Genomic DNA, 23,731 nt, shown 5'->3' on the forward strand with positions numbered 1-23,731 from the left:
ATTTATATAAAATAATTCGGGAATTTATCCTAAAATAGAGAATAATTATTAATAAAAGCTATTTTATATGTAAGTAATAGAAAAATTAATTGAATTTTGGACTACATTTAATTTAGATATATTACAGCGTGGGAATAATGAATATTTTAAACAAACTAGCTAGGGGTGAATTAAGTTTAGCGGTCACTTTTTGGATATTTTATATTTTAGTTCGTCTCATTGTAAATAGTATTTTTGGCATATGTTATATCCTATCTCTTGAAAGTTGGATTTTTTTTATTTCAATTCGCTTTATTGTGGAAAATATTTTTGGAATATGTTACACCTTATTTTTTGCAAATAGAATACCCGCAACACCTTTCTTTGAAATTCTTTTGGTAACCAGCATTATTGATTTTATTATAATAATAATGGTCATTATCGGTATATTTAATATGCTGAGAAAAAAAGTAACATTTTGGGGAATAATAGCATTATTAATATGTTTGATAAATTTTATAGCTATTTTTATAGTTCCCGTTGCTGACTAATAAACTAAATTGATATGATAATGATTAGATAACTGTTAAGAGATTTATAATTAAAATATAATAAACTCTATTAGGTTAAATATAATAAGACAATAAGGATGAATATAATGGGTATTTTAAAAAAACTAGTTGATGGTAGATTGAGTTTAGCGGTAACTTTTTGGATATTTTATTTTGTATTTCGAACTGTAATGAATATTGGCATTATCATAGGTTATGTAGTAGCTCTTTTAGGTGTGATAACTGAACCTGTGCTTTATAGTATCATTACTGTAATTGTTATACTCGAATTTATCATGCTTATTGTAGTAATTATTGGTATATCTAATATTTTAAAAAATAAAGGAGTTACATTTTGGCCTATTGTTGCATTGATTGTATGTGGTTTTAACTGGATATTTATGATGCAATCTTTCTTTGATGGTTGCTATTCTTATGATGTTTTTTTAGACACTTATGCAATCGCTCTTGATGCATTAGAATCCCTAAATTAACTATAACATTTTTTAATTTTATTGAATTATATAGTTTTTACATAAAACTTAACATGATCAACCATTAAGCTAAATGGAAAAATTAACAAAATAAAAATAGTCATTCATTTTATATAATTCTCTTCTTAAGATCTTTTTAAAAGAGAATTATTAAAAGTGAATAAGATTCAATGGTTAGTTTTCATATTTCACTCTGATTTTCTTTTAATTAATCGCCTTTACTTGAAAAAACATCGCATACTATTTGAAAACCATAGTTTTAAATTTTTAGATCTACGCGTTTGTAATTGGTTTTTCTTCATAGTTGCTCCTATTTTTTATTTTTATTCACTACACAAGCAAATGCTAAACTTTAATTTTAAATAAACCAATGGTGAAAATAAATTCTTAAAATATTTATCTTAGCTTTAAAGAGGTGGAAAAAATTTATTAAAGAAATTGAAATCTCAAAATCATTTTATATCAGCTTAAGTTAGGTGTCGTTTATATTTCAACAAGAGATACCACCAATAACACTAGTTACATCTTGAATTGAAGGAGTTTCTCTAATGAAAAATATTACTTAATTAGTACCTTAAGTCAAAATTATTAATAGTGATGATTCTAAAAAAATATGAAAAAAGAAGAGGTTGCCTAGACTCTTAATAAGGCATATGTTATACCTTATTTTTTGCAAACAGAATTCTTGCAACACCTTTCTTTGAAATCCTTTTAGTAACCAGCATTATTGATTATTTTTATAATGGTCATTATAAGTATATTTAATATACTAAGGAAAAAAGTAACATTTTGGGGAATAATAGCATTAATAATATGTTTGATAAATTTTATAGCTTTTTTTATAATTCCCGCCGCTGATTAATAAACTAAATTTTATATGATAGTAATTGGATAATGGCTAAGAGATTTATTATTAAAATATAATAAACTCTATTAGCTTAAATATAATAAATATTAAGGATGAATATAATGGATATATTAAAAAGAATAGTTAGTGGTAAATTGAGTTTAGCGGTAATTTTTTGGGGATATTATTTTGGATTTATAATTATAGCTAATATCTGCTTGGGCATAAGTGGTGGAATAGCCCTTAGTAGTGGTATAATTAATGAATCTGTGCTTAATTGTATCGTTATAGTGACGGTGATCCTTGAATTAATCATGATTATTGCAGTAATAGTTGGTATATCTAGGATTTTAAAATATCAAGGAGTTACGTTTTGGCGTATTGCTGCATTGATTGTATGTGCTATTCACTGCCTTGGAATAATCGGATGTTTGATAAATGGTGAGTATTCTTATTACGTTCTTGTAATTGGCATTTCTTCATAGTTACTCCTATTTTTTATTTTTATTCACTACACAAGCAAATGCTAAACTTTAATTTTAAATAGACCAGTGGTGAAAATAAATTATTAAAATATTTATCTTAGCTTTAAATAGGTAGAAAAAATTTGTTAAAGAAATTGAAATCTCAAAATCATTTTGCACAGCTTAAGTTAGGTATCGTTTATATTTCAACATGAGATACCACCAATAACACTAGTTACATCTTGAATTGAAGGAGATTTCTCTAATGAGAAATATTACTGAATTAGTACTTTAAGTCAAAATTATTAATAGTGATGATTCTAAAAAATATGAAAAAAGAAGAGGTTACCTAGACTCTTAATAAGGCATATGTTATATCTTATTTTTTGCAAACAGAATACCTACACCACCTTTCTTTGAAATTCTTTTAGTAACCAGCATTATAATTATAATGACCATTATAAGTATATTAAATATACTAAGAAAAAAGTAACATTTTGGGGAATAATAGCATTAATAATATGTTTGATAAATTTTATAGCTTTTTTTATAATTCCCGCGCTGATTAATAAATTAAATTTTTTATGATAGTAATTGGATAATAGCTAAGAGATTTATAATAAACTCTGTTAGCTTAAATATAATAAATATTAAGGATAAATATAATGGATATTTTAAAAAAAATAATTAGTGGTAAATTGAGTTTAGCGGTAATGTTTTGGGGATATTATTTTGGATTTATAATTATAGCGACTGCCTGCATGGGCATTACTTACGGATTCGGATTTAATAAACCTATGCTTTATTGTATCTTTTTAGTGACTACTATAATTGAATTATTAATGATTATTGCAGTAACAATTGGTATATCTAGGATTTTAAAATATCAAGGAGTTACGTTTTGGGGGCTTGCTGCATTGATTGTATGTGTTCTTCACTGCATGGGAATAATCATATGTTTCTTAGATGGTTCGTATTCTTATAATGAATTTTTAGATAAACATTTATAATTTGAAGAATCCGCAAATTAACTATAACATTTTTTAATTTTATGAATTATATAGTCTTTACATAAAACTTAACTGATCAACCATTAAGCTAAATGGAAAAATTAACAAAATAAAAATAGTTATTCATTTTATATAATTCTCTTCTTAAGATCTTTTTAAAAGAGAATTATTAAAAGGGAATTAGATTCAATGATTAGTTTTCATATTTCACTCTGATCTTCTTTTAATTAATCGCCTTTACTTGAAGAAACATCGCATACTATTTTGTTGTGCAAGGAATAAAAAATCAATTAATGGTATTTTTCTACCAAAGCAATAAAAATAAGATTATTTTATGACAATTTTAAACAATAAAAACACAAAGTCAGTGTGAATGATATATAGTACTCAAGTATTCAATGAGGGTATTAATTAATGACTAAGTTTATAGCTAAGTTCATATTAGCCATGCTTTTTAAGCATCATAGATTGACTTAATATTACTTTACCATGTATACCTAATTGATCAAACTCATCAGTTAATATTTCCCAATCTCTATATTTCTTGTTATCTGATAACACAACAAGCTTATTTTTTATCATTTGAAGACGCCTTACATATAATCTATTTTCAAAGGTAAATATATATATACCATCATTTTGGAATTGATTAACTGTAATATCTATATAAATAATGTCCCCATTCTCAAACGTTCCTTGCATCGAATCATTGGAAACATTAATAATCTTTAAGTTGTTAGATGGCATTCCGTTAAATAATGTTTTTGCTAGCTGATTGTCATATTCGATACATTTTATAAGTTCTACTATATCTTTATTTAAATTTCTATTTTCTGAAAATGCAGTTACGTCCAAAACTTCTATTACATACTTATTATTATCGATGTAATCTTCATTAACATTATTAGTTACACTTAAATCTTCGTTAAGTAATTTATCTAAATAAAACGGAGGCATACCATAATCAGATTCTAAACGACGTGCTGATCTTTCCCCGAAAGGGGCTTTACCATGAGTTAGCTGAGAAATATAGCTTTTCTCTTTTGGTGGTATTGATCTATTTGAAAACCATAGTTTTAAATTTTTAGATCTACGCGCTTGTAATTGGTTTTTCTTCATAGTTGCTCCTATTTTTTATTTTTATTCACTACACAAGCAAATGCTAAACTTTAATTTTAAATAAACCAATGGTGAAAATAAATTATTAAAATATTTATCCTAGCTTTAAAGAGGTGGAAATAATTTGTTAAAGAAATTGAAATCTCAAAATCATTTTATATCAGCTTAAGTTAGGTGTCGTTTATATTTCAACAAGAGATACCACCAATAACACTAGTTACATTAAATTGAAGGAGATTTCTCTAAAGAAAAATATTACTGAATTAGTACTTTAAGTCAAAATTATTAATAGTGATGATTCTAAAAAATATGAAAAAAGAAGAGGTTACCTAGACTCTTAATAAATAGTATTTTTGGCATATGTTATACCTTATTTTTGCAAACAGAATACCTGCAACACCTTTCTTTGAAATTCTTTTAATAACCAGCATTATTGACCATTATTATAATGGTCATTATAAGTATATATAATATATTAAGGAAAAAAGTAACATTTTGGGGAATAATAGCATTAATAATATGTTTGATAAATCTTATAGCTTTTTTTATAATTCCCGCGCTGATTAATAAACTAAATCTTTTATGATAGTAATTGGATAATAGCTAAGAGATTTATAATAAACTCTGTTAGCTTAAATATAATAAATATTAAGGATAAATATAATGGATATTTTAAAAAAAATAGTTAGTGGTAAATTGACTTTAGCGGTAATTTTTTGGGGATATTATTTTGGATTTATGATTATATCTACCATCTGCATGTTCATTAGTCGCCGTTTCCCATTTAATAATACTATGCATTATTTTATCTTTTTAGTGACTATTATAATTCAATTATTAATGATTATTGCAGTAATAATTGGTATATCTAGGATTTTAAAATATCAAGGAGTTACGTTTTGGTGTCTTGCTGCATTGATTGTATGTGTTCTTCACTCCCTGGGAATAATCGTAGGTCTTTTCGAAGGTAAGTATTCTTATGATGTATTTTTACATAAATATTTATCAATTAAAGAATCCGCAAATTAACTATAACATTTTTTAATTTTATGAATTATATAGTCTTTACATAAAACTTAACATGATCAACCATTAAGACAAATAGAAAAAAATTAACAAAATAAAAATAGTCATTCATTTTATATAATTCTCTTCTTAAGATCTTTTTAAAAGAGAATTATTAAAAGGGAATTAGATACAATGGTTAGTTTTCATATCCCACTCTGATCTTCTTTTAATTAATTGCCTTAATTACTTAATTATAACTTCTTCATTTTTTAATCATCTTTTTAACAATCCAACTTAAATTTTCAATATCGTTCATTTCTTATTTTATATTCATTGAATTGATTTTATGTAATAAAAAGGATGTTATTTTGTCATTTTTCAATCCAAATTCAGCATTTAAATTAGTTGTATAATATTGATTTTTAATGATATTCTAATAAAACAATGACTTAACTTTTAAACTGTTCGGAGAGTGGTTATGTATTTAGTAGAGATGACACCCAAATTTATATTAGCGCTTATAATATTACTTATCTATGTAAAATTATCTGGTAAAAGTCAAATTGCACCGATGTCCCAATTAGATCAAGTCGGTAGTATGGTCATTGGTGCTTTAGTTGGTGGTGCACTATTAAGTCCATCTGTATCGGCTATAGATGCATCTTGTTTAGTTATCATTTGGGGAGCTTTATTAATTCTCATTCGTTATATTAAATCGAAAAATTCTCGTTTAAGAGATGCCATCGATGGTAAACCGATTCAGTTAGTTAAAAATGGTCATTTGATTTCAACAAATTTCACAAAAGCGAATTTACCAGTTAGGGATTTTGAAACTTTAGTCAATATCCAAGGGGTATATAGCTTTAATCAATTGAAAGAAGTCTGGTATGAATTAAATGGTTCATTAACCATTATCAAAAAAGGCGATAAAGATATTGCCGTATTAGTGATTGAAGATAGTGCAATAAGTCAAAATAATCTTGAACAGTTACATAAAGATGAAAATTGGTTAAATGAAGAAATCAAAAAACAGGGATACAAAGAAGTGAGTGAAATTTTCTGTGCAGAATGGTTTGATAATAAATTATGGATATATCCTAACGATGGAGTTGTCGTTCAACCTCCTAAAGCACATCATGAAGTTCGCCATGAAAATACTTTGACAGAAACAGAGGATAAACCCGTTAAAAAAACCGCTACTAAAAGAGCAACAAAGCCAAGAGTAAGCAAAAAAACCACGCCAACGGAATAACTTAAATAAGGTGGAAATAATTCCACCTTACCCAATAAATTACTTATTCAACGTAATTGACTATCTTTATTACCACGTCGATTAAATAATGAAAAATTTTTTTCAAGTTGTTTATCGATTTGATATTGACAATCTATACAATATTTTACGCCTTTTATAGCTTTTCTTCTTGCTTCTGGGATTAATTCTCCACATTCAAAACAATACTTTGCACTGATTGAATTTTGATTTAACTGACGTCGCGCGTTTTCAATTCCATCAGTTATTGTACTTTCAATTTGTTGATTAACGGCATCATCAGACGCCCATCCAACTGCCATATACTTATTACTCCTGATAGATTTTATATTGCCTATATATGGGTATAAATTGTTAAATATCAATAGGTTATATTGATTTTAGTAATAAGTTTGGCTTGTGGTTAATTACTTTAATGATATGATAAAATGAAAGTATATAAATAACTGAATTTTAAATATAACGGGTTAAAAATTGGGTGATAGGATGAAAAACTATGAACTTGCAACTTTTGCGGGTGGTTGTTTTTGGTGTATGGTAAAACCATTCGATCAGTATGATGGCGTAATTAAGGTTATATCAGGTTATACTGGTGGTCATTTGATTAATCCCACTTATCAACAAGTATGTAAGGGAGATACCGGACATACTGAAGCTGTACAAATTACTTATGATCCAAACAAAATTAGCTATTCACAATTATTATCAATTTTTTGGCAGCAAATTGATCCTACCGATGGAAATGGACAGTTTGCCGATAGGGGAGATTCTTATCGGCCCGTGATTTTCTATCATAACGCTGAACAGCAGAATCTGGCATTAGAATCGAAAAAAGCATTACAAGACAGTAAACAGTTTAATAAACCTATAAAGGTAGCGATAGAACCCGCTCAACCTTTTTATCCTGCAGAAGATTATCATCAAAATTTTTATTTAAAACAACCTAATCATTATCAACGTTATAATCAATTATCTGGCCGAGCGGATTTCATCACTAAACATTGGTCTCATAAGAAATAACCTCTATAACATGACTTTTTAGGAAAAGGAAAGAAAATGCAAAATTATCCACAATATACTAATAAGCAAAAATATTTACACTGGTTTTCAGCATGTTTAGTTTTCATCGTTATTGCTTTACCGCTTTATAAATTATATTTCGTAAATTGGTTAGGTTCGATGGCTAATTTATTTTCTTTGCATAAATCTCTTGGGATCATCATTTTATTATTGACCATATGGCGTATTATAATCATCAGAAAAAACGGGGTACCCGATGTCATACCCAGAGAGCATAAATTACAACGTATTTTAGCTAAATCTGTTCAAGGTTTCATCTATTTACTATTGTTTCTTTTACCTCTTTCCGGCTATTTAATGAGTAGTAAAGCACTTAATTTTTTGGGGATAATTTCCATACCCGCTGTCTCATTGCCTAACAATGGCTATGTAATATTTCATCTTATTCATAATTATGGTTCTTACTTATTAATTATGTTTCTTTTTTTACACATAATTGGTGCATTATTTCACTATTTTTGGGTAAAGGATAAGGTACTTCAATCTATGCTATAAATTTGTATCAACGAATATGATGAAGATTCGTTGTTTTGTATTTTAAAGGGGAGATTTATGAATAATGTCAGTAAAAAACAAGCAATATTAGCTTTGAATGCTATGCAACGATATGTGACACAGCAAGATGGCACTGAACCTCCCTTTGATAATGAATTTAATAGTCACAAAGCAGAAGGATTGTATGTTGATATAGTCTCCGGCGAACCTTTATTCTCATCTTTAGATAAATTTGATTCGCGTTGTGGGTGGCCAAGTTTTAGTAAACCTGTTGAACCTAACAATATTGTCGAGAAAGCTGATAATAGTTACGGTATGCATCGTACCGAGGTACGATCCGCTGATGCAGATTCCCATCTAGGGCATGTATTTAATGATGGGCCTAAAGCAGCAGGCGGTTTGCGTTATTGTATTAATTCGGCAGCATTACGTTTTATACCCAAAAATGAATTAGAGAAAGAGGGGTATGGACAATATCTGAAATTATTTACGAAACAAAAGTAGCTTTTTAATTTGATTCACTTTTTTACTAAGACAGGTATTGTATGGCTGTGCATTTAGTATGGTTTCGTAATGATCTACGCATTAATGATAACATGGCACTTTATCATGCTTGTACAGACCCAAATGCATTGGTAATTGCTGTTTATTTTGCGACGCCCAAGCAATGGCATAAACATAATTTATCAGCGCGACAAGCTTGGTTTATTTATCAACATTTGCAATCGCTTAATGATCAATTATCTGAATTAAACATTCCACTAATTTATAAGGAAGTTGCATTATTTGAAGATTCAATTCCAGTAGTTTTATCTTTATGTCAACAATATAAAGTGACTGATGTTTATTTCAATCGACAATATGAATTTAATGAACAGCAACGTGATAATAACTTAAAAAATCAACTAAGTTTGTATAACATATGCTGTCATCATTATGATGATTCAGTATTGCTACCACCAGGAAAAGTTGTCACTAGTAGTGGTAATATGTATCAAGTTTTTACACCTTTCAGACGGCGCTATCAAAAATATTTTTTACAACATTCGATAACTGTATTGCCTAAACCTAATAAACGTTGTCAATCGCTATTATCTGAACATCATGCAAAACAGATTAGATCATTTAATTATCCCATGTTGAGTAGCACATTTTTTGCAATAGGTGAAAAGCAGGCTATAAACCTTTTAGATAAATTTTGTGAACAGTCGGTAGAGAACTATCTAGCATTTCGGGATATTATGTCCATAAATGGCACAAGTCAATTATCAGCCTATTTAACAGTTGGTATACTATCCCCAAGACAATGTTTATCGAATTTATTATCAAAACATCCAAACTTACTACATTTCAGCCAATCAGGTGCTTATGGTTGGTTTAGCCAATTAGTTTGGCGGGAGTTTTATCGTCACCTTCTGGTTGCTTATCCTAAATTATCTAAAAATTTGCCATTTATTGATTGGACTTGTCGTATTATCTGGCGCAATAATGAAGCTGATTTTTTAGCATGGCAAAAAGGATTAACCGGTTTTCCAATTGTTGATGCAGCTATGCGACAGTTAAACTCTACTGGTTGGATGCATAACCGTTTAAGATTGATTACTGCTAGTTTTCTTGTAAAAGATTTACTGATTGATTGGCGTCAAGGTGAATCCTTTTTTATGTCGCAACTTATTGACGGTGATTTAGCAGCGAACAATGGTGGGTGGCAATGGTCTGCATCGACTGGAACAGATGCAGCTCCTTATTTTCGGATTTTCAATCCTACAACTCAGGGAAAACGTTTTGACCCGCAAGGTAAATTTATCCGGCAATACTTACCCGAATTAGCCGATGTTCCTGATAAATTTATTCATCAACCGCATAAATGGGCTGAGCAACAGCATTTAAATCTTGATTATCCTAAACCTATAGTCGATCATAAACAAGCAAGACTACAAACCTTAACTGCATTTGATATGGCTAAATTAACATCTTGATCTGAAAGATCAGTATTGTCTTATTGGCACATTTTTAAAAGAAATGATAGAATTAGTTGCTTTTTTAACATTAAAAATTAAATGAATTTATTTTGTTACATATCAACATGTAATAAAAATGTTATAAAATTATTGAGACAAAATTATGATAATTAAACCAAAAATTCGTGGCTTTATCTGTACAACCACACATCCAGTGGGTTGTGAGGAAAATGTAAATCAACAAATTGCTTATGTTAAGTCAAAAGGGAAAATTGCCAATGGACCTAAGAAAGTATTAGTCATTGGTGCTTCTACAGGTTACGGATTGGCCTCACGTATTACAGCAGCATTTGGTTCTGATGCAGCAACAATTGGCGTATTTTTCGAAAAGCCAGGAACTGAATCTAAACCGGGCACAGCTGGATGGTATAATTCTGCAGCATTCGATAAGGCAGCTAAAGCGGCTGGTTTATATGCTAAAAGTGTAAATGGCGATGCATTTTCTAATGAATGTCGTCAAACAGTGATTGATTTAATCAAACAAGATTTAGGTCAAGTTGATCTTGTCATTTATTCTTTAGCTTCTCCTGTTCGTAAAATGCCAGACACAGGTGAAGTGGTACGTTCTTCACTTAAACCAATCGGACAACCTTATAAATCAGTCGCTGTTGATACTAACAAAGATGTTTTAATTGAAGCAACGGTTGAACCGGCTAATGAACAAGAAATCGCTGATACCATAAAAGTAATGGGTGGTCAAGATTGGGAATTATGGATGAATGCATTAGCAGATGCAGGTGTATTAGCTGACAATGCCCAAACGGTTGCTTATTCTTATATCGGTACAGAATTGACATGGCCAATTTACTGGCATGGAACATTAGGTAAAGCAAAAGAAGATTTAGATCGAGCAGCTCATGCAATTGATCATCAATTAGCTGCAAAACACGGTCATGCTTATGTTGCTGTGTTAAAATCAGTTGTGACACAAGCTTCTTCAGCTATCCCTGTTATGCCATTATATATTGCTATGTCATTTAAGGTGATGAAAGAGCAGGGCATTCATGAGGGTTGTATAGAGCAAATTCAACGTATGTTTTATACTAAACTTTATGTAACAGGTGAACCTGAAACAGACGATAATCATCGTTTACGTTTAGATGATTGGGAATTACGTCCTGAAGTACAAAACGCTTGTAAAGAAATTTGGTCAAAAGTGACTAATGATACCATTTATCAAGTGACTGATTACCAAGGTTATAAAGATGAGTTTTTACGTTTATTTGGTTTTGGTATTAGTGGTGTTGATTATGATGCTGATGTTAATCCAGACGTTAAATTTGATGTTATTGATTTAACTGCAAATTAACCCGTAAAAACCATGGCTTAATCCCCCAGTGCTGGGGGATTTTTTAAAACAATTAAAACAGTATCAATTAATTATTATCCGTTTAGTCAATATCTTAATTATTGCTATCATTGCTTAATCTCTTTAAGATGACTTTTTTTATTTCGCGTTGCTAACCAACATAACATAGCGCCAAAACAAACTAACCCCGTACCTTGCCAAAAACTGTAAGTTAAAGTCAGATTTAACAAAATCGAAGATAAAAATGCTGAAATGATTGGAATAAAATAAGATGCGCCAGCTAGTATTGTAACATTGCCATAAAATACCCCATAATTCCATGCCGCATAGCCAACGCCAATGGCAAATGCAGCTAAAAAACTATATAAAATTAAACTGAAACTATTAATTGATAAGGCAGGTTCTGAAGAGAAAGCATATTGAACCCACATAATGATCGCAGTGAAAATAAGGAAAAGTGCTACACCATTTTTTCCATCAGCTAATTTGACTGTTACCATACAGTAACTAGCCCAAATTAAAGAACCAATGAAAGCAAGTGCATAACTTAATGGATTATCTTGTATATTAGCTAACATCATCATAGGGTTTAAGCCTTGATCTCCGCCTAATACCCAACTAATGCCAATAACAGGTAATATCGCGCCAGGTATAATTAAAAAATTTGCTTTTTGGTTATTGAAAGCAATAGCAAATAAAATAGTCAAAGTTGGCCATAAATAATTAAGCATACTAACTTCTACTGCTTGTCGCCCATTATTTGCAAAACCTATAGATAAAGAGAAACATAGCTCATAACTTGCAAATAATAATCCTCCCCAAAATAAATATCGTTTCGGAATATGACGAATTGTTTTCAAACCAAAAATTAACAGTAATATTACACTTGCCGCACTATAAATGACTGCAACTCCGCCATAAGCACCAAGATTTTCACAGACGATACGGATTGTACCAACTAAAGAACTCCATAATAAAATGGCTGAAAAACCTATTAAAGTCGCTCGATTTTTATTTGTCATAGAATGAAACTTCACATCATTATTTGGGATTAAAAATAGAAGAGAGGTTAATATACAATTTTCGTAGATATCAGACCTAATTACGATTCCTATTATATCATATAGTTATAGTAAACTAGATAAAAATGTTGATTTACTCGCGCCAATTGTCACGATATGGCATAATACCCCACAATTTTTTGACCACATTTTTTTAAATCTGAGAGTTAATCTGTGCTAAGTACAAATAATATTACAATGCAGTTTGGTAGCAAACCACTATTTGAAAATATATCGGTTAAATTTGGTGGTGGTAATCGTTATGGACTGATTGGTGCTAATGGTAGTGGTAAATCGACATTCATGAAAATCTTAGGTGGCGATTTAGTGGCAACATCTGGCAATGTTGCTTTAGATCCACATGAACGCATTGGTAAACTAAAGCAAGATCAGTTTGCTTTTGAGCAATTTACTGTTATTGATACTGTAATAATGGGACATACCGAATTATGGCAGGTTAAACAAGAGCGTGATCGCATTTATGCTTTACCTGAAATGAGTGAGGAAGATGGTTACAAAGTAGCAGATTTAGAAGTTCAATATGCCGAAATGGATGGTTATAGTGCAGAGTCCCGTGCCGGTGAACTTTTATTAGGCGTTGGAATTCCCGTCGAACAGCATTATGGTTTAATGAGTGAAATAGCACCAGGTTGGAAATTACGCGTGTTATTAGCTCAAGCACTTTTTTCAGATCCCGATATTCTATTGCTTGACGAACCTACTAATAACTTAGATATTGCAACGATTCGTTGGCTTGAACAAGTGCTTAATGAACGTGAAAGTACTATGATCATTATTTCCCATGATCGTCATTTTTTAAATATGGTTTGTACCCATATGGCAGATTTAGATTATGGTGAATTACGGATATATCCAGGTAATTATGATGAGTATATGACGGCAGCCACACAAGCACGAGAACGTTTATTAGCCGATAATGCTAAGAAAAAAGCACAAATTAGCGAATTACAATCTTTTGTTAGTCGTTTTAGTGCTAATGCGTCAAAATCAAAACAGGCAACATCTCGAGCTCGTCAGATCGAGAAAATTCAATTAGAAGAAGTCAAAGCATCAAGTCGACAAAATCCTTTTATCCGTTTCGAACAAGATAAAAAGCTATTTCGTAACGCATTAGTAGTCGAAAATTTAACTAAGGGTTTTGATAATGTTCCGCTTTTCAAACAGCTTAAACTAATGGTTGAAGTAGGGGAGAAAGTAGCAATTCTAGGTACCAATGGTATTGGTAAATCTACGCTATTAAAAACACTGATGGGTGAATTGAGTCCAGATCAAGGTGAAATCAAATGGTCTGAAAATGCTAACATTGGCTATTATGCACAAGATCATGAATACGAGTTTGATCAAGATCTCAATCTTTTTGACTGGATGAGTCAATGGAAACAACCACAAGATGATGAGCAAGCGGTTCGAGGTATTCTTGGGCGTTTACTTTTTTCTCAAGATGATATTAAGAAAAATGTTAAAGTTTTATCGGGTGGGGAAAAAGGGCGTATGTTATTTGGTAAATTAATGCTACAGCGTCCAAATATCATTGTAATGGATGAACCTACGAATCATATGGATATGGAGTCAATTGAATCATTAAATCTAGCTTTAGAATTATATAAAGGTACTTTGTTTTTTGTTTCACACGACCGTGAATTCGTAAGCTCTCTAGCAACAAGAATTATCGAAATTACACCTGAAAAAGTAATTGATTACAGTGGTAATTATGAAGATTATCTTCGTAGTCAGGGTATTGTGTCATAACACATCTTATTTTTGCTAATGATACCAAATGACGCCTATTCTGTTTTTGACTCGAATAGGCGTTTTTTAGCATACCAATTTAGAATAGGTTATCCACGAGGCCAAATGAATCGACCTTTCGCGTCAGGATCGTTATTGATAAATTTCTTCATTAAATCGGATTGATAAAGGTTTTTAATGTCTTTTGCCCACTGTTTATTAAGATCTTCTTTTTTAACCACAACCATTAGTTCAAGATCCGGTGTTAATTGTTCTTGAACTAATGCATCAGACGCGGGTACTTTACTTAACCAAGCAACACCGCCAGGCATAATACCATAATCCATTTCACTCAACATGCGGGGTATTAATTCAGATAGTACTGACTTAAATTGTAAATTATATTGATTCTCTGCTAAATCCGTCAAATTTGCTGTTCCTAATTCAATTCCGGGTTTGAGGGAAATCCAATTTAATTTCTGTAGCATTAATAATGCTCGCGCGGTATTGGATGGATCATTGGGTATAGCAATTGTTTGACCTTTAGCAATTTCATTAATGGAATGATGTTTTTTAGAATATAATGCTGCCGGTATTGAAGGTATATGTACAAGAGAAACTAAGTTATTGTTTGTTTCTTTATTATAGACATCCAAATATGCTTGATGCTGCGCAGCATTTAAATCAGTGTAACCTTCTACTAAAGCCGAATTAGCATCACGTAATGAGCTAAAATTAACCAGCTTAACTTTATATCCCATCTTTTCTAATTCAGGTTTGATGACACGTTCCATCATTATATTGTGCATACTAGGTGGTAGTCCGACTACAATCTCTTTTTTCTCTGAATGATTTGTTTGGTTATCCGATTTGTGATCACATGCAAAGGAAAGAAAGCCTAAAATGATCACAATGGGTATAGATAACAATTTCTTCATGATAACTCCTTTATAATTGGGGTTTTATAGAATCTAATAATAGAGATTGATTTAATCTTTACGATGATGATTGCGTATTGATTTGGATAGTCGATTACCAATGGTTTGTATAATTTGAACAATGATAATTAAGGTGATAATCGTCGTTATCATTGCAATATGATCAAATCGATAATAACCATAGTTAAGCGCTAAGTCACCAATTCCTCCCGCACCTATTGTGCCAGCTACAGCTGTCGCACCAATTAAACCGATTGTTGCTGTGGTATAACTTAACACTAACGATGATTTTGCTTCTGGAAGTAAAAAATGCCAAATAACTTGCCAGGTTGTTGCTCCCATAGCATTAGCTGCTTCAATAATACCAGTATCAACTTCTAACAATGAATTCTCTACTAATCGAGCAATATAAGGACTTACAAAGAAAATTAACGGTAAGACGGCTGCTGTTGTGCCATAAGAAGTACCAATGATAAAGTAGCTTAAAGGTAGAACAGAGACGAGAAGAATTAAAGAAGGAATTGAGCGAACAATATTAATGAAGGTATTGAGTATTACATAAATAATCCTATTTTCGGCGATACCTTTTGGTTTAGTGATAACTAAGATTACAGCGAATATTGTTCCTAAAATTGCGCCAAAAAATAATGATATTCCAACCATCAAGAAGGTTTGATACAACGAAGTTAGAAATAAATCAGTTGTCAATAAGCTATTAAAATCAAACATAATTACCATCCTTATCCAATTTTGCAATTCGAACTTGCTTATTTCTTAAGAACTCGATCGCATCTTTAATATCTTTTGGTTTTCCTTCAATATTTACAAACATATAACCAATGACATTTTCTTTGATATCAATCATGTTTGAGAAAAGAATATTGATAGAGATTTTTCCGCAATCACGCAGTATGGCATCACTTAATACAGAATGTCGGCAAGATGAGCCTAGAAATTCAAATCGATAAATATTCGTAATGTCATTTTCCAACATATTATTAAGAATTTGGGTTGGTAATTTATCGTAAATAACGGCATTGATAAATTTTCGAGTAACAGGGGAGGCCGGGTTTTGAAAAATATCTACTACATTGCCTTGTTCGACAATTTGTCCTTTTTCCATGACTAACATATTATTACATATATGTTTAACCACACTCATTTCGTGTGTTACCAAAACGATCGTAACTTTTTGTTCTTGATTAATACGCTTAAGTAAATCAAGAATTGCTCGTGTTGTCTGTGGATCTAGTGCCGAAGTTGCTTCATCACATAATAGTATTTTAGGTTGGTTAGCAAGCGCTCTGGCAATACAGACGCGTTGTTTTTGCCCGCCCGATAATTCACTTGGATAAGCAAATTTTTTCTCTTTTAAATCAACAAAATTTAATAGTTTATCGACGATTTTATCGCGTTCTTTTTTAGCTACTTTAGCTAACAATAGCGGTAATGAAATATTTTCAGCGACAGTTTTAGACTCTAAAAGGTTAAAACCTTGAAAAATCATCCCTATCTTCTGTTTCATTTGGCGAATTTCATGAGTATTGAAATTTGCTAAATCATGACCATCAATTAAAATTTTACCAGAAGTAGGTTTTTCTAAAGCATTAATGAGTCGAATTAAGGTACTTTTACCTGCACCACTGTAACCAATGATGCCAAATATATCATTGTCCTCAATAGCAATATTAATATTCTTTAATATCTTAGTTTCCTGTTTATTATGATAAAACGACTTATTAACATGTTTAAATTCAATCATAGGAATCTTACTTAATAAATTATCATTAATGCATCAAATGCGCCCAATTTATAAACTGCTAGTTATCAAAGAGTGACAAATGGAATAATAAATATTGATTACTACCAGTTTTGATTCCTACCTAAATTAAATCTTCTTTATTTTCGATTCATTTTTTAAATATTACATTATTATAATAAAAACAAATATTTAGCAAATATTTTTTATAAAAAACCCATCCTTTTAATATATTAAATGCATCTTACCGGTGTATTTTTGTTTGATTTTCTCAAAATAATGAGAATAATTCCTATTTAAATAAAAATATCTAATTCGTATTTGTATAATAAATATATTATTATCTGTTCTAAATTGATATTAATAAAATAATTGACGATTTTATTTGATGTTAATTGGGCATTATTTTTAACTTATTACAATAATAAAAGTTGGATTTATTGATTTTTAACTATTGGCATGAAAAGAATATTGAGCCAGCGTTAGTGAATTAAATTATAAAAAGGAGTTGATCTAATGCATATTCATTTTGTTATTCATGAAGCATTTGAAGCACCAGGCGTATATTTAACTTGGGCACAGCAGCACCATTATCAAATAACCTATTCTCGAGTTTATCTTGATGAACTATTACCAAAGGATGTTAAGGACATTGATTTACTTATCATTATGGGAGGGCCTCAATCTCCAGCTACTTCAATTGATGAATGTCCATATTATGATTCAAAAGCAGAACAACAATTGATTTACGATGCTATTCAAGCAAATAAAATGGTATTAGGTGTTTGCTTAGGAGCTCAATTGATCGGTCAAGCGCTGGGTGCTAATTATGAACATAGTCCAGAAAAAGAAATTGGAAAATATCCAATTACGATGACACACATTGGACAGAATCATCCATTATTTAGCCATTTTGGTTCTCAATTAGAGGTTGGACATTGGCATAGTGATATGCCTGGATTAACAGCTGATGCAGTTATTTTAGCACATAGTGAAGGTTGCCCTCGTCAGATTATAGCTTATAGTGATCGAGTTTATGGTTTTCAATGTCATTTAGAGTTTACTACAGAGATCATAGAAATGTTAATTTCTAATACACAGAACGATCTCCGTCATGCAACTAAATATCGATTCGTTGATACAGTTGAAACGCTTCGTTCTCATGATTACAACGATATGAACCAAAAATTGTGTGTATTTTTAGATAAATTGGTAGCAATGTATAAAAGTAAATAATGCTTGAACGGTAATTTCAAAATTGTCGTTTATCATTCGATAAACGACCTAATCCTGATAGGTAAAGTAATAATAGAAATTGGGGACTGTAACTAGTCTTATCAACGATTAATCACCGCCATTTTCTGCCAAAATTAATAATGTATCTAATAATACATTAGCACCGGCTTGGCACCATTCGGTTGTAATCGCTTCACTCTCATTATGACTCAATCCCTTTATACAAGGAATAAATATCATTGAAGTAGGGGCAATGGTACTTAGATGACAAGCATCATGGCCTGCACCAGAAATCATTTCGCGTGATGCATAGTGATTTTTAGTTACGGCCTTGCGGACGGCATCTATACACTGTTCATCAAAATGTATTGCGGGCATTGAAAGCACCCGTTGGATATTTATATTTAAATTTAATTGGTCGGCAATAGAAGTCAACTCTGAACGTAATTGAATTTCGAGATCGGCTAACAGGTCAGCATCATAATGGCGCATATCAATAGTAAAAAACGCTTCATCCGCTACAACGTTGCGTGAATTTGGGCTAGCTGTAATCATGCCTACGGTTAACCTAACATCGTTGCTGCTTGGTTTAAGTGCCAAACGATTAAGAGCGACAATGCAATGGGCCATCCCAAGAATTGCATCTTGACGCATATTCACCGGTGTTGTTCCAGCATGCATGGCAAGACCAGTAAGTTTTACTTCAAACCAACGTTGGCCAAAGGCACCGGTAACAATACCTATAGTTTGATTATTTAATTCTAAGATAGGTCCTTGTTCAATATGAGCCTCTATTACCGCTTTGATTGGTTGTCCAATAACTTTATCTGTTCCTATATAACCAATTTTTTCTAAGGCTTCTTTGACAGAAATTCCATCCTTATCCTTGATCTTATAGGCAGTTTCAATTTCAAGTTGTTCTGTAAATATCGCTGATCCCATCATTGCTGGCGCAAAGCGAGAACCTTCTTCATTTGTCCACATTACTAACTCTATCGGATGACGAGTCTGAATATTAAAATCATTTAGGGTCAACAAAACTTCTAAACCGGCTAATACACCATAGATACCATCATAACGTCCACCTCTTGGTTGGCTATCGCCATGAGAGCCCGTCATCACCACGGGAAGATCTTCAAGTCCATTACGACGAATAAAAATATTGCCGAAATTATCTATGCGAATCTTAAATCCAGCCGTTTTACTAATGCTTATTAGTAGATCTCTCGCTTGTTGATCAACTTTAGTCAGTGTTAATCGAGTCACACCACCTTTATCAGTTTTACCGATCTGCGCAAAATCACTCAACATCTGTTCTAAACGATTAATGTTAATTTGGGGTAGAGTTCTATTTTTCATTTTCAACCTGCAAGCGATAACGAAAATCACAAATGCCGTCACCCATCATTATGGTATGTGGGCGATCTAGTTTAACGTGTGGGGCATAGCCTTCTATGAATTTACTATCTCGATTGCATGATAGTAAAAAACCGATTTCAGCTAATCCCATTTCTTGATACATTTCTGCATAACGACAACGATGGACATTGTAATCATATTTTTCGTGGTCATTTTCTACTACGGTAATTTTTAAAGCATCATCTTGTTCCCAAAGATGTTGTAGTGCGACAAAGCTCTCAACACTTGTACCATTCGGCTCTTTAGCAGCGAACTCTTTTCCAGCATTAACGGCAGCTTGCCCCACAGCTTCACCAATAATGGCTTTAGCCACTTCTTTACCGTAATCACGGACTAATATTTCATAAATAGGTTTGATTATTTCTGCTTCGATTTTACGTCGATGTAAAATACCAATATCAGGAAACTCTTGCATCATTTAATCCTTAAAAAAATCATTTTCTTTCATTTAACAGTTATTTATATTAATAATATACAATTGTTTTTAATGTTCACATTGATTTAAAAATTGTTGTAGACGTTTATCACTACTTTTTCTTATAGCATCCGGAGAATCATCATGAATAATTTCCCCATTCTCCATAAAAATAATACGATTTGAAACTTTAAACGCAAAAGACATCTCATGTGTCACAATTAACATTGTCATACCTTCCGCCGCTAATTGAGCTATCACTGATAAAACTTCATTAACTAACTCGGGATCTAAGGCAGAAGTTGGCTCATCAAATAATATTATACTCGGTTTCATTACTAAAGCTCGTGCTATTGCCACACGTTGCTGTTGCCCGCCAGATAATTGATGAGGATATTTAAATGCATGATCTATCATTCCCACTTTATTTAATAAAATTAAAGCCGATCGTTTGCTTTCCTCTTTATCCATTTTATGATAATCCGGTGCTAATAGCAGATTGTCTAGAACCGTTTTATGCGGGAATAAATTATAATTCTGGAAAACCATACCTAAATGAACAATTCGTTCATAAAACTGTTTATTAGGATTTTTACGTCCTTGAATAAAAGGCGTACCTTCCAACTTAATCGTACCTTCATCTAAGTGGGTTAAGCCGTTTATCGATCGTATTAATGTCGTTTTACCCGATCCAGATGGTCCAATAATTGATATTACATTTCCCCAACAGACATTTAAATTAATATTTTTTAATACCTGAGTATGTCCATAGTATTTATTTAGGTTCGCTAGTTCTAAAACAAATTTACTTTTTTGATTATTTGATAAGATTGAGGTTGTTTCGGTGTTTGAAAATGAAGTTAAAGATGTCAATTTTTCTGGTTGTTTATTTTTGCGTTTTGTGACGTCTAGATAGATTTCAAATCGTTTAATTAACCATGTAACCATTGTCACAATCGCGACATAATAAATTGCAACAACTGTTAGGGTTTCTATGACTAAAAAATTTCGCGTATAAAGCTGCTGTCCTACTAGTAAAATCTCAGTTAATGAAATCACGGACAGTAATGAGGTAAGCTTAACTATGGTAACGAGTTGATTCGTTAGAGGAGGTAGTGCAATGCGTAAGGCTTGAGGGAAAATTATTTTTGTTTGAATTGCCCAATAACGTATACCTAATGCTTTACCCGCCTCTATTTGACCATTTGGAATAGCTTGTAAAGCTCCGCGATGAATTTCGGCCATATAAGCACTTTCACTTAAAATTAAAGCTATCAAACCAGCCCAAAAAGGGTCAGACAACACAACACTGCTTGCTTCCCAAAATCGCGGTAAACTGTAAATGTAAATTAAAAGAACAAGCAAAGGTAAGCTACGAAATAACCAAATATAGGATGTTGTTAAATTCTGTAAAATTGGATTTTTAGCTCGATTGCCTAAAGCTAATAACAAACCAAAGAGTAGGGCACATGTCCAAGCTATGATACTTAACTTAGTTACTGTCCAGCTTGCTTTAACAAAATTAGGATTTACTAATTGTGATACAAAATAATGCCAGTCAAAACCTTGTGATGTAACGACATCTCTATTTTTTAATTCACCATTTAAATCAGTAATGATGAATTGCTGATTACTTGCCAGCAAAGACTGATTTGGGTAGGCTAAATTATATTGCTTCACTAATTCATCATATTGACCCGTTTCTCTTACTTGCTTAATTAAACCAACTAAATCTTGTTTAATACTAATATCATTTTTTCTAACCGCTAATCCTATTAAAACTGGGTTAAGCATATGTTTACTTGTGATCTTTAATTCATTATTTAATTGTGCGATCACCATTTGTGCAACAGCGGCATCTTCATATTGTACGTCAACTCCACGGGCTAATAATGCTTGCGATGCTTCAGGGGCACTTGGATATTCTTTAACAACAATAGCGCCTAAATTATGCGTTTTACAATAGGTTTCACTGATTTGGTTAATGGTTTCAATCCAAGCAGCACCTTTCATTGATGAGACTTTTTTATTACATAAATCTGTTATATTTTGTGGATTAAAGTTATCCTCCTTACGGACTAGTAATACACCGCCAGTTTGTAAGTAAGGGATAAAATCCACTTGTTTAGCGCGAGTTTCATTCACGTAGAGTGCACTGGCCACAACATCATAATGACCAGACTCTAAACCAATAATAATATTCTCGATTCGTGTATCATTGAATTGTGCAGTTTTATTACCTTTGCTAGCTAATAATCGCATAAAATCTGGATCAAATCCTTCAGGCTGATTATTCTCTAAATACGCAAATGGCGCATAGGTCAAATCAATTCCCACTCTTAAGATATCTGTCTTAGCTTGAGCTAGAGGAGTGATAAAAATAATTAAAAGAGCGAGGATAAATCCTAAAAAGTCCTTTTTAGGTAACGGGTAAGCATGCATCATTTATTTATCCTATTTCCTATAATAATATAATTTTAATTTTGTTATGTTTAATGTTATTGATTATAGTTAGCTAATAAGATTTAAATAATAATAAATCGTTATATTGATATGATGATTTAATATATATTTCTAATTTACCTTCAAGTTATTAGCTTATTAATATGTATTATTGGTTTGTATAAAAGATTAGAAATAGTGAACTGAAAATATTGAATTTATTTTCAATAAGAAATATTAGAACAATTAAAACGGAGTTACCAAACATGAAACTAATTATCAACGGAGATGATTTTGGGATTTCGCGCGCATGTAATCTTGGCATTATTGATTGCTTTAATCATGGTGTTTTAACTTCAACTTCAATCATGATCAATATGCCCCATGCTGAAGATGCAATTAAACTCTGGGAAGCTAATCCAAAGCTATCTGTCGGTTTACATTTGAATATTACGCTAGGGTATCCAGTAAATAAAAGAACTAAATCAATTCTTAAAGAAGATGGCACATTCAATAAAGCAATCCTTAATGATTCCTCAAATCATATAAAATTAGTTGAGATTGCTCAAGAGTGTCAGGCACAAGTAGATAGGTTTATTCAATTAACAGGTAAAATCCCTGACCACATTAATTCCCATCATGGTATTGAAGCAATATACGGAGGCTCGCAAATTATACAGGAATTAGCGAATCGTTATGATTTGCCTATCCGCCAATTAACCTTCGTTAATAAAAATGAATGTTTTAAGGAAATTATCCATAGAACTATACCAATCCAAAAAATGTTAACTGTACCAAGTAAAAATATAGCAGATACCATAAATCTTTTTTCTCAAGAGGAACTGAATAGTGACGGATATTTTGAATTAATTGGACACCCTGGATATATTGATTATGAATTGACACAATTATCAAGTTTGACGATCGGAAGATGTATTGATATACAATGCTTTTGTGCAGAAGAGTTAAAGAATTGGATTAAACAGAATCATATAGAATTAATTAGTTATAAAGATTTACCACAAAAATAATAATACATTTAAGAGAGTTGAGGTGAGGGCATAA

General features: G+C 31.4%; 23 protein-coding genes and 1 pseudogene. 14 read left to right on the forward strand and 10 right to left on the reverse strand.

Annotation, left to right across the window (positions count from 1 at the left end; all coding sequences use genetic code 11):
- Nucleotides 1–137: 137 nt before the first annotated feature.
- From FPB0191_RS05690 to FPB0191_RS05705, 4 genes are all read left to right on the forward strand, one after another.
- Nucleotides 138–530 (forward strand): hypothetical protein, encoded by a 393-nt coding sequence (locus tag FPB0191_RS05690; RefSeq protein ID WP_039104570.1) that lies wholly within the window; start codon nt 138–140, stop codon nt 528–530.
- Between the two features lie 107 nt (nt 531–637).
- Nucleotides 638–1,024, forward strand: coding sequence for a hypothetical protein (locus tag FPB0191_RS05695; RefSeq protein ID WP_039104571.1), 387 nt, complete (start codon nt 638–640; stop codon nt 1,022–1,024).
- Nucleotides 1,025–1,993: 969 nt separating this feature from the next.
- Nucleotides 1,994–2,356 (forward strand): hypothetical protein, encoded by a 363-nt coding sequence (locus FPB0191_RS05700; RefSeq protein ID WP_039104573.1) that lies wholly within the window; start codon nt 1,994–1,996, stop codon nt 2,354–2,356.
- A gap of 644 nt (nt 2,357–3,000) precedes the next feature.
- Nucleotides 3,001–3,345 (forward strand): hypothetical protein, encoded by a 345-nt coding sequence (locus FPB0191_RS05705; protein WP_039104576.1) that lies wholly within the window; start codon nt 3,001–3,003, stop codon nt 3,343–3,345.
- A 441-nt stretch (nt 3,346–3,786) separates the two neighbouring features.
- On the opposite strand, the gene FPB0191_RS05710 is transcribed toward FPB0191_RS05705, so the two are convergent.
- Nucleotides 3,787–4,464, reverse strand: a complete 678-nt coding sequence (locus FPB0191_RS05710; RefSeq protein ID WP_039104578.1) for a S24 family peptidase — start codon at nt 4,462–4,464, stop codon at nt 3,787–3,789.
- 663 nt (nt 4,465–5,127) lie between these two features.
- On the opposite strand from FPB0191_RS05710, the gene FPB0191_RS05715 reads away from it, so the two are divergent.
- Nucleotides 5,128–5,493 carry a hypothetical protein gene (locus FPB0191_RS05715; protein WP_039104580.1) on the forward strand — a complete coding sequence of 122 codons (366 nt, stop codon included), beginning with the start codon at nt 5,128–5,130 and terminating at the stop codon, nt 5,491–5,493.
- A gap of 457 nt (nt 5,494–5,950) precedes the next feature.
- Nucleotides 5,951–6,724 (forward strand): DUF421 domain-containing protein, encoded by a 774-nt coding sequence (locus FPB0191_RS05720; protein WP_039104583.1) that lies wholly within the window; start codon nt 5,951–5,953, stop codon nt 6,722–6,724.
- Nucleotides 6,725–6,771: 47 nt separating this feature from the next.
- Here FPB0191_RS05720 and FPB0191_RS05725 read toward each other — a convergent pair whose 3' ends face one another.
- Nucleotides 6,772–7,044 carry a DksA/TraR family C4-type zinc finger protein gene (locus FPB0191_RS05725; protein ID WP_039104586.1) on the reverse strand — a complete coding sequence of 91 codons (273 nt, stop codon included), beginning with the start codon at nt 7,042–7,044 and terminating at the stop codon, nt 6,772–6,774.
- Nucleotides 7,045–7,228: 184 nt separating this feature from the next.
- On the opposite strand from FPB0191_RS05725, the gene msrA reads away from it, so the two are divergent.
- The 5 genes from msrA to fabV all read left to right on the forward strand — a co-directional run bounded on the left by msrA (nt 7,229) and on the right by fabV (nt 11,647).
- Nucleotides 7,229–7,762, forward strand: coding sequence for a peptide-methionine (S)-S-oxide reductase MsrA (gene msrA, locus FPB0191_RS05730; protein WP_039104588.1), 534 nt, complete (start codon nt 7,229–7,231; stop codon nt 7,760–7,762).
- Nucleotides 7,763–7,798: 36 nt separating this feature from the next.
- Nucleotides 7,799–8,317, forward strand: coding sequence for a cytochrome b (locus FPB0191_RS05735; RefSeq protein WP_039104590.1), 519 nt, complete (start codon nt 7,799–7,801; stop codon nt 8,315–8,317).
- A gap of 57 nt (nt 8,318–8,374) precedes the next feature.
- Nucleotides 8,375–8,821 carry a peptide-methionine (R)-S-oxide reductase MsrB gene (gene msrB / locus FPB0191_RS05740; RefSeq protein ID WP_039104593.1) on the forward strand — a complete coding sequence of 149 codons (447 nt, stop codon included), beginning with the start codon at nt 8,375–8,377 and terminating at the stop codon, nt 8,819–8,821.
- Between the two features lie 41 nt (nt 8,822–8,862).
- Nucleotides 8,863–10,296 (forward strand): deoxyribodipyrimidine photo-lyase, encoded by a 1,434-nt coding sequence (gene phrB / locus FPB0191_RS05745; RefSeq protein WP_039104595.1) that lies wholly within the window; start codon nt 8,863–8,865, stop codon nt 10,294–10,296.
- 145 nt (nt 10,297–10,441) lie between these two features.
- Complete coding sequence (fabV, locus tag FPB0191_RS05750; protein WP_039104597.1) at nt 10,442–11,647, forward strand: enoyl-ACP reductase FabV; 1,206 nt, start codon at nt 10,442–10,444, stop codon at nt 11,645–11,647.
- Between the two features lie 107 nt (nt 11,648–11,754).
- On the opposite strand, the gene yddG is transcribed toward fabV, so the two are convergent.
- Nucleotides 11,755–12,669, reverse strand: coding sequence for an aromatic amino acid DMT transporter YddG (gene yddG, locus FPB0191_RS05755; protein WP_039104599.1), 915 nt, complete (start codon nt 12,667–12,669; stop codon nt 11,755–11,757).
- A 213-nt stretch (nt 12,670–12,882) separates the two neighbouring features.
- Between yddG and FPB0191_RS05760 the strand changes: the two genes are divergently transcribed.
- Nucleotides 12,883–14,478, forward strand: coding sequence for an ABC-F family ATPase (locus tag FPB0191_RS05760; RefSeq protein WP_039104601.1), 1,596 nt, complete (start codon nt 12,883–12,885; stop codon nt 14,476–14,478).
- Between the two features lie 89 nt (nt 14,479–14,567).
- Here the strand turns inward: FPB0191_RS05760 and FPB0191_RS05765 are convergent, their stop codons facing one another.
- From FPB0191_RS05765 to FPB0191_RS05775, 3 genes are read right to left on the reverse strand one after another with little or no spacing between them, the layout of a single operon-like run.
- Nucleotides 14,568–15,395 carry a MetQ/NlpA family ABC transporter substrate-binding protein gene (locus FPB0191_RS05765; RefSeq protein ID WP_039104602.1) on the reverse strand — a complete coding sequence of 276 codons (828 nt, stop codon included), beginning with the start codon at nt 15,393–15,395 and terminating at the stop codon, nt 14,568–14,570.
- Between the two features lie 51 nt (nt 15,396–15,446).
- Entirely contained in the window at nt 15,447–16,124 is a 678-nt protein-coding gene (locus tag FPB0191_RS05770) for a methionine ABC transporter permease (RefSeq protein ID WP_039104603.1), read from the reverse strand.
- Complete coding sequence (locus tag FPB0191_RS05775; RefSeq protein WP_039104604.1) at nt 16,117–17,157, reverse strand: methionine ABC transporter ATP-binding protein; 1,041 nt, start codon at nt 17,155–17,157, stop codon at nt 16,117–16,119. The genes FPB0191_RS05770 and FPB0191_RS05775 overlap by 8 nt, the downstream gene beginning before the upstream one ends.
- A gap of 513 nt (nt 17,158–17,670) precedes the next feature.
- On the opposite strand from FPB0191_RS05775, the gene FPB0191_RS05780 reads away from it, so the two are divergent.
- Nucleotides 17,671–18,390, forward strand: a complete 720-nt coding sequence (locus FPB0191_RS05780; RefSeq protein WP_039104605.1) for a type 1 glutamine amidotransferase — start codon at nt 17,671–17,673, stop codon at nt 18,388–18,390.
- 108 nt (nt 18,391–18,498) lie between these two features.
- Here the strand turns inward: FPB0191_RS05780 and FPB0191_RS05785 are convergent, their stop codons facing one another.
- From FPB0191_RS05785 to FPB0191_RS12585, 4 genes and pseudogenes are all read right to left on the reverse strand, one after another.
- Nucleotides 18,499–19,749 (reverse strand): M20 family metallo-hydrolase, encoded by a 1,251-nt coding sequence (locus tag FPB0191_RS05785; RefSeq protein WP_039104606.1) that lies wholly within the window; start codon nt 19,747–19,749, stop codon nt 18,499–18,501.
- Complete coding sequence (locus FPB0191_RS05790) at nt 19,739–20,224, reverse strand: L-2-amino-thiazoline-4-carboxylic acid hydrolase (RefSeq protein WP_110021855.1); 486 nt, start codon at nt 20,222–20,224, stop codon at nt 19,739–19,741. The genes FPB0191_RS05785 and FPB0191_RS05790 overlap by 11 nt, the downstream gene beginning before the upstream one ends.
- 69 nt (nt 20,225–20,293) lie before the next feature.
- Entirely contained in the window at nt 20,294–21,841 is a 1,548-nt protein-coding gene (locus tag FPB0191_RS12420) for an amino acid ABC transporter permease/ATP-binding protein (protein WP_052236987.1), read from the reverse strand.
- Between the two features lie 60 nt (nt 21,842–21,901).
- Nucleotides 21,902–22,669: pseudogene (locus FPB0191_RS12585) on the reverse strand (ABC transporter substrate-binding protein); the annotation flags it as partial.
- 263 nt (nt 22,670–22,932) lie between these two features.
- Here FPB0191_RS12585 and FPB0191_RS11715 point away from each other — a divergent pair.
- Nucleotides 22,933–23,697 (forward strand): ChbG/HpnK family deacetylase, encoded by a 765-nt coding sequence (locus tag FPB0191_RS11715; RefSeq protein WP_052236815.1) that lies wholly within the window; start codon nt 22,933–22,935, stop codon nt 23,695–23,697.
- Nucleotides 23,698–23,731 lie beyond the last annotated feature (34 nt).

The sequence above is a fragment of the Frischella perrara genome, assembly GCF_000807275.1.
In the GTDB taxonomy this organism is placed as follows: domain Bacteria; phylum Pseudomonadota; class Gammaproteobacteria; order Enterobacterales; family Orbaceae; genus Frischella; species Frischella perrara.

Excerpts from the sequence above, each read along its gene's own strand:
- FPB0191_RS05690 (WP_039104570.1), top strand. The coding sequence starts at position 138 with ATGAATATTTTAAACAAACTAGCTAGGGGTGAATTAAGTTTAGCGGTC.
- FPB0191_RS05695 (WP_039104571.1), top strand. The coding sequence starts at position 638 with ATGGGTATTTTAAAAAAACTAGTTGATGGTAGATTGAGTTTAGCGGTA.
- FPB0191_RS05700 (WP_039104573.1), top strand. The coding sequence starts at position 1,994 with ATGGATATATTAAAAAGAATAGTTAGTGGTAAATTGAGTTTAGCGGTA.
- FPB0191_RS05705 (WP_039104576.1), top strand. The coding sequence starts at position 3,001 with ATGGATATTTTAAAAAAAATAATTAGTGGTAAATTGAGTTTAGCGGTA.
- FPB0191_RS05710 (WP_039104578.1), bottom strand. The coding sequence starts at position 4,464 with ATGAAGAAAAACCAATTACAAGCGCGTAGATCTAAAAATTTAAAACTA.
- FPB0191_RS05715 (WP_039104580.1), top strand. The coding sequence starts at position 5,128 with ATGGATATTTTAAAAAAAATAGTTAGTGGTAAATTGACTTTAGCGGTA.
- FPB0191_RS05720 (WP_039104583.1), top strand. The coding sequence starts at position 5,951 with ATGTATTTAGTAGAGATGACACCCAAATTTATATTAGCGCTTATAATA.
- FPB0191_RS05725 (WP_039104586.1), bottom strand. The coding sequence starts at position 7,044 with ATGGCAGTTGGATGGGCGTCTGATGATGCCGTTAATCAACAAATTGAA.
- msrA (WP_039104588.1), top strand. The coding sequence starts at position 7,229 with ATGAAAAACTATGAACTTGCAACTTTTGCGGGTGGTTGTTTTTGGTGT.
- FPB0191_RS05735 (WP_039104590.1), top strand. The coding sequence starts at position 7,799 with ATGCAAAATTATCCACAATATACTAATAAGCAAAAATATTTACACTGG.
- msrB (WP_039104593.1), top strand. The coding sequence starts at position 8,375 with ATGAATAATGTCAGTAAAAAACAAGCAATATTAGCTTTGAATGCTATG.
- phrB (WP_039104595.1), top strand. The coding sequence starts at position 8,863 with ATGGCTGTGCATTTAGTATGGTTTCGTAATGATCTACGCATTAATGAT.
- fabV (WP_039104597.1), top strand. The coding sequence starts at position 10,442 with ATGATAATTAAACCAAAAATTCGTGGCTTTATCTGTACAACCACACAT.
- yddG (WP_039104599.1), bottom strand. The coding sequence starts at position 12,669 with ATGACAAATAAAAATCGAGCGACTTTAATAGGTTTTTCAGCCATTTTA.
- FPB0191_RS05765 (WP_039104602.1), bottom strand. The coding sequence starts at position 15,395 with ATGAAGAAATTGTTATCTATACCCATTGTGATCATTTTAGGCTTTCTT.
- FPB0191_RS05770 (WP_039104603.1), bottom strand. The coding sequence starts at position 16,124 with ATGTTTGATTTTAATAGCTTATTGACAACTGATTTATTTCTAACTTCG.
- FPB0191_RS05775 (WP_039104604.1), bottom strand. The coding sequence starts at position 17,157 with ATGATTGAATTTAAACATGTTAATAAGTCGTTTTATCATAATAAACAG.
- FPB0191_RS05780 (WP_039104605.1), top strand. The coding sequence starts at position 17,671 with ATGCATATTCATTTTGTTATTCATGAAGCATTTGAAGCACCAGGCGTA.
- FPB0191_RS05785 (WP_039104606.1), bottom strand. The coding sequence starts at position 19,749 with ATGAAAAATAGAACTCTACCCCAAATTAACATTAATCGTTTAGAACAG.
- FPB0191_RS05790 (WP_110021855.1), bottom strand. The coding sequence starts at position 20,224 with ATGCAAGAGTTTCCTGATATTGGTATTTTACATCGACGTAAAATCGAA.
- FPB0191_RS11715 (WP_052236815.1), top strand. The coding sequence starts at position 22,933 with ATGAAACTAATTATCAACGGAGATGATTTTGGGATTTCGCGCGCATGT.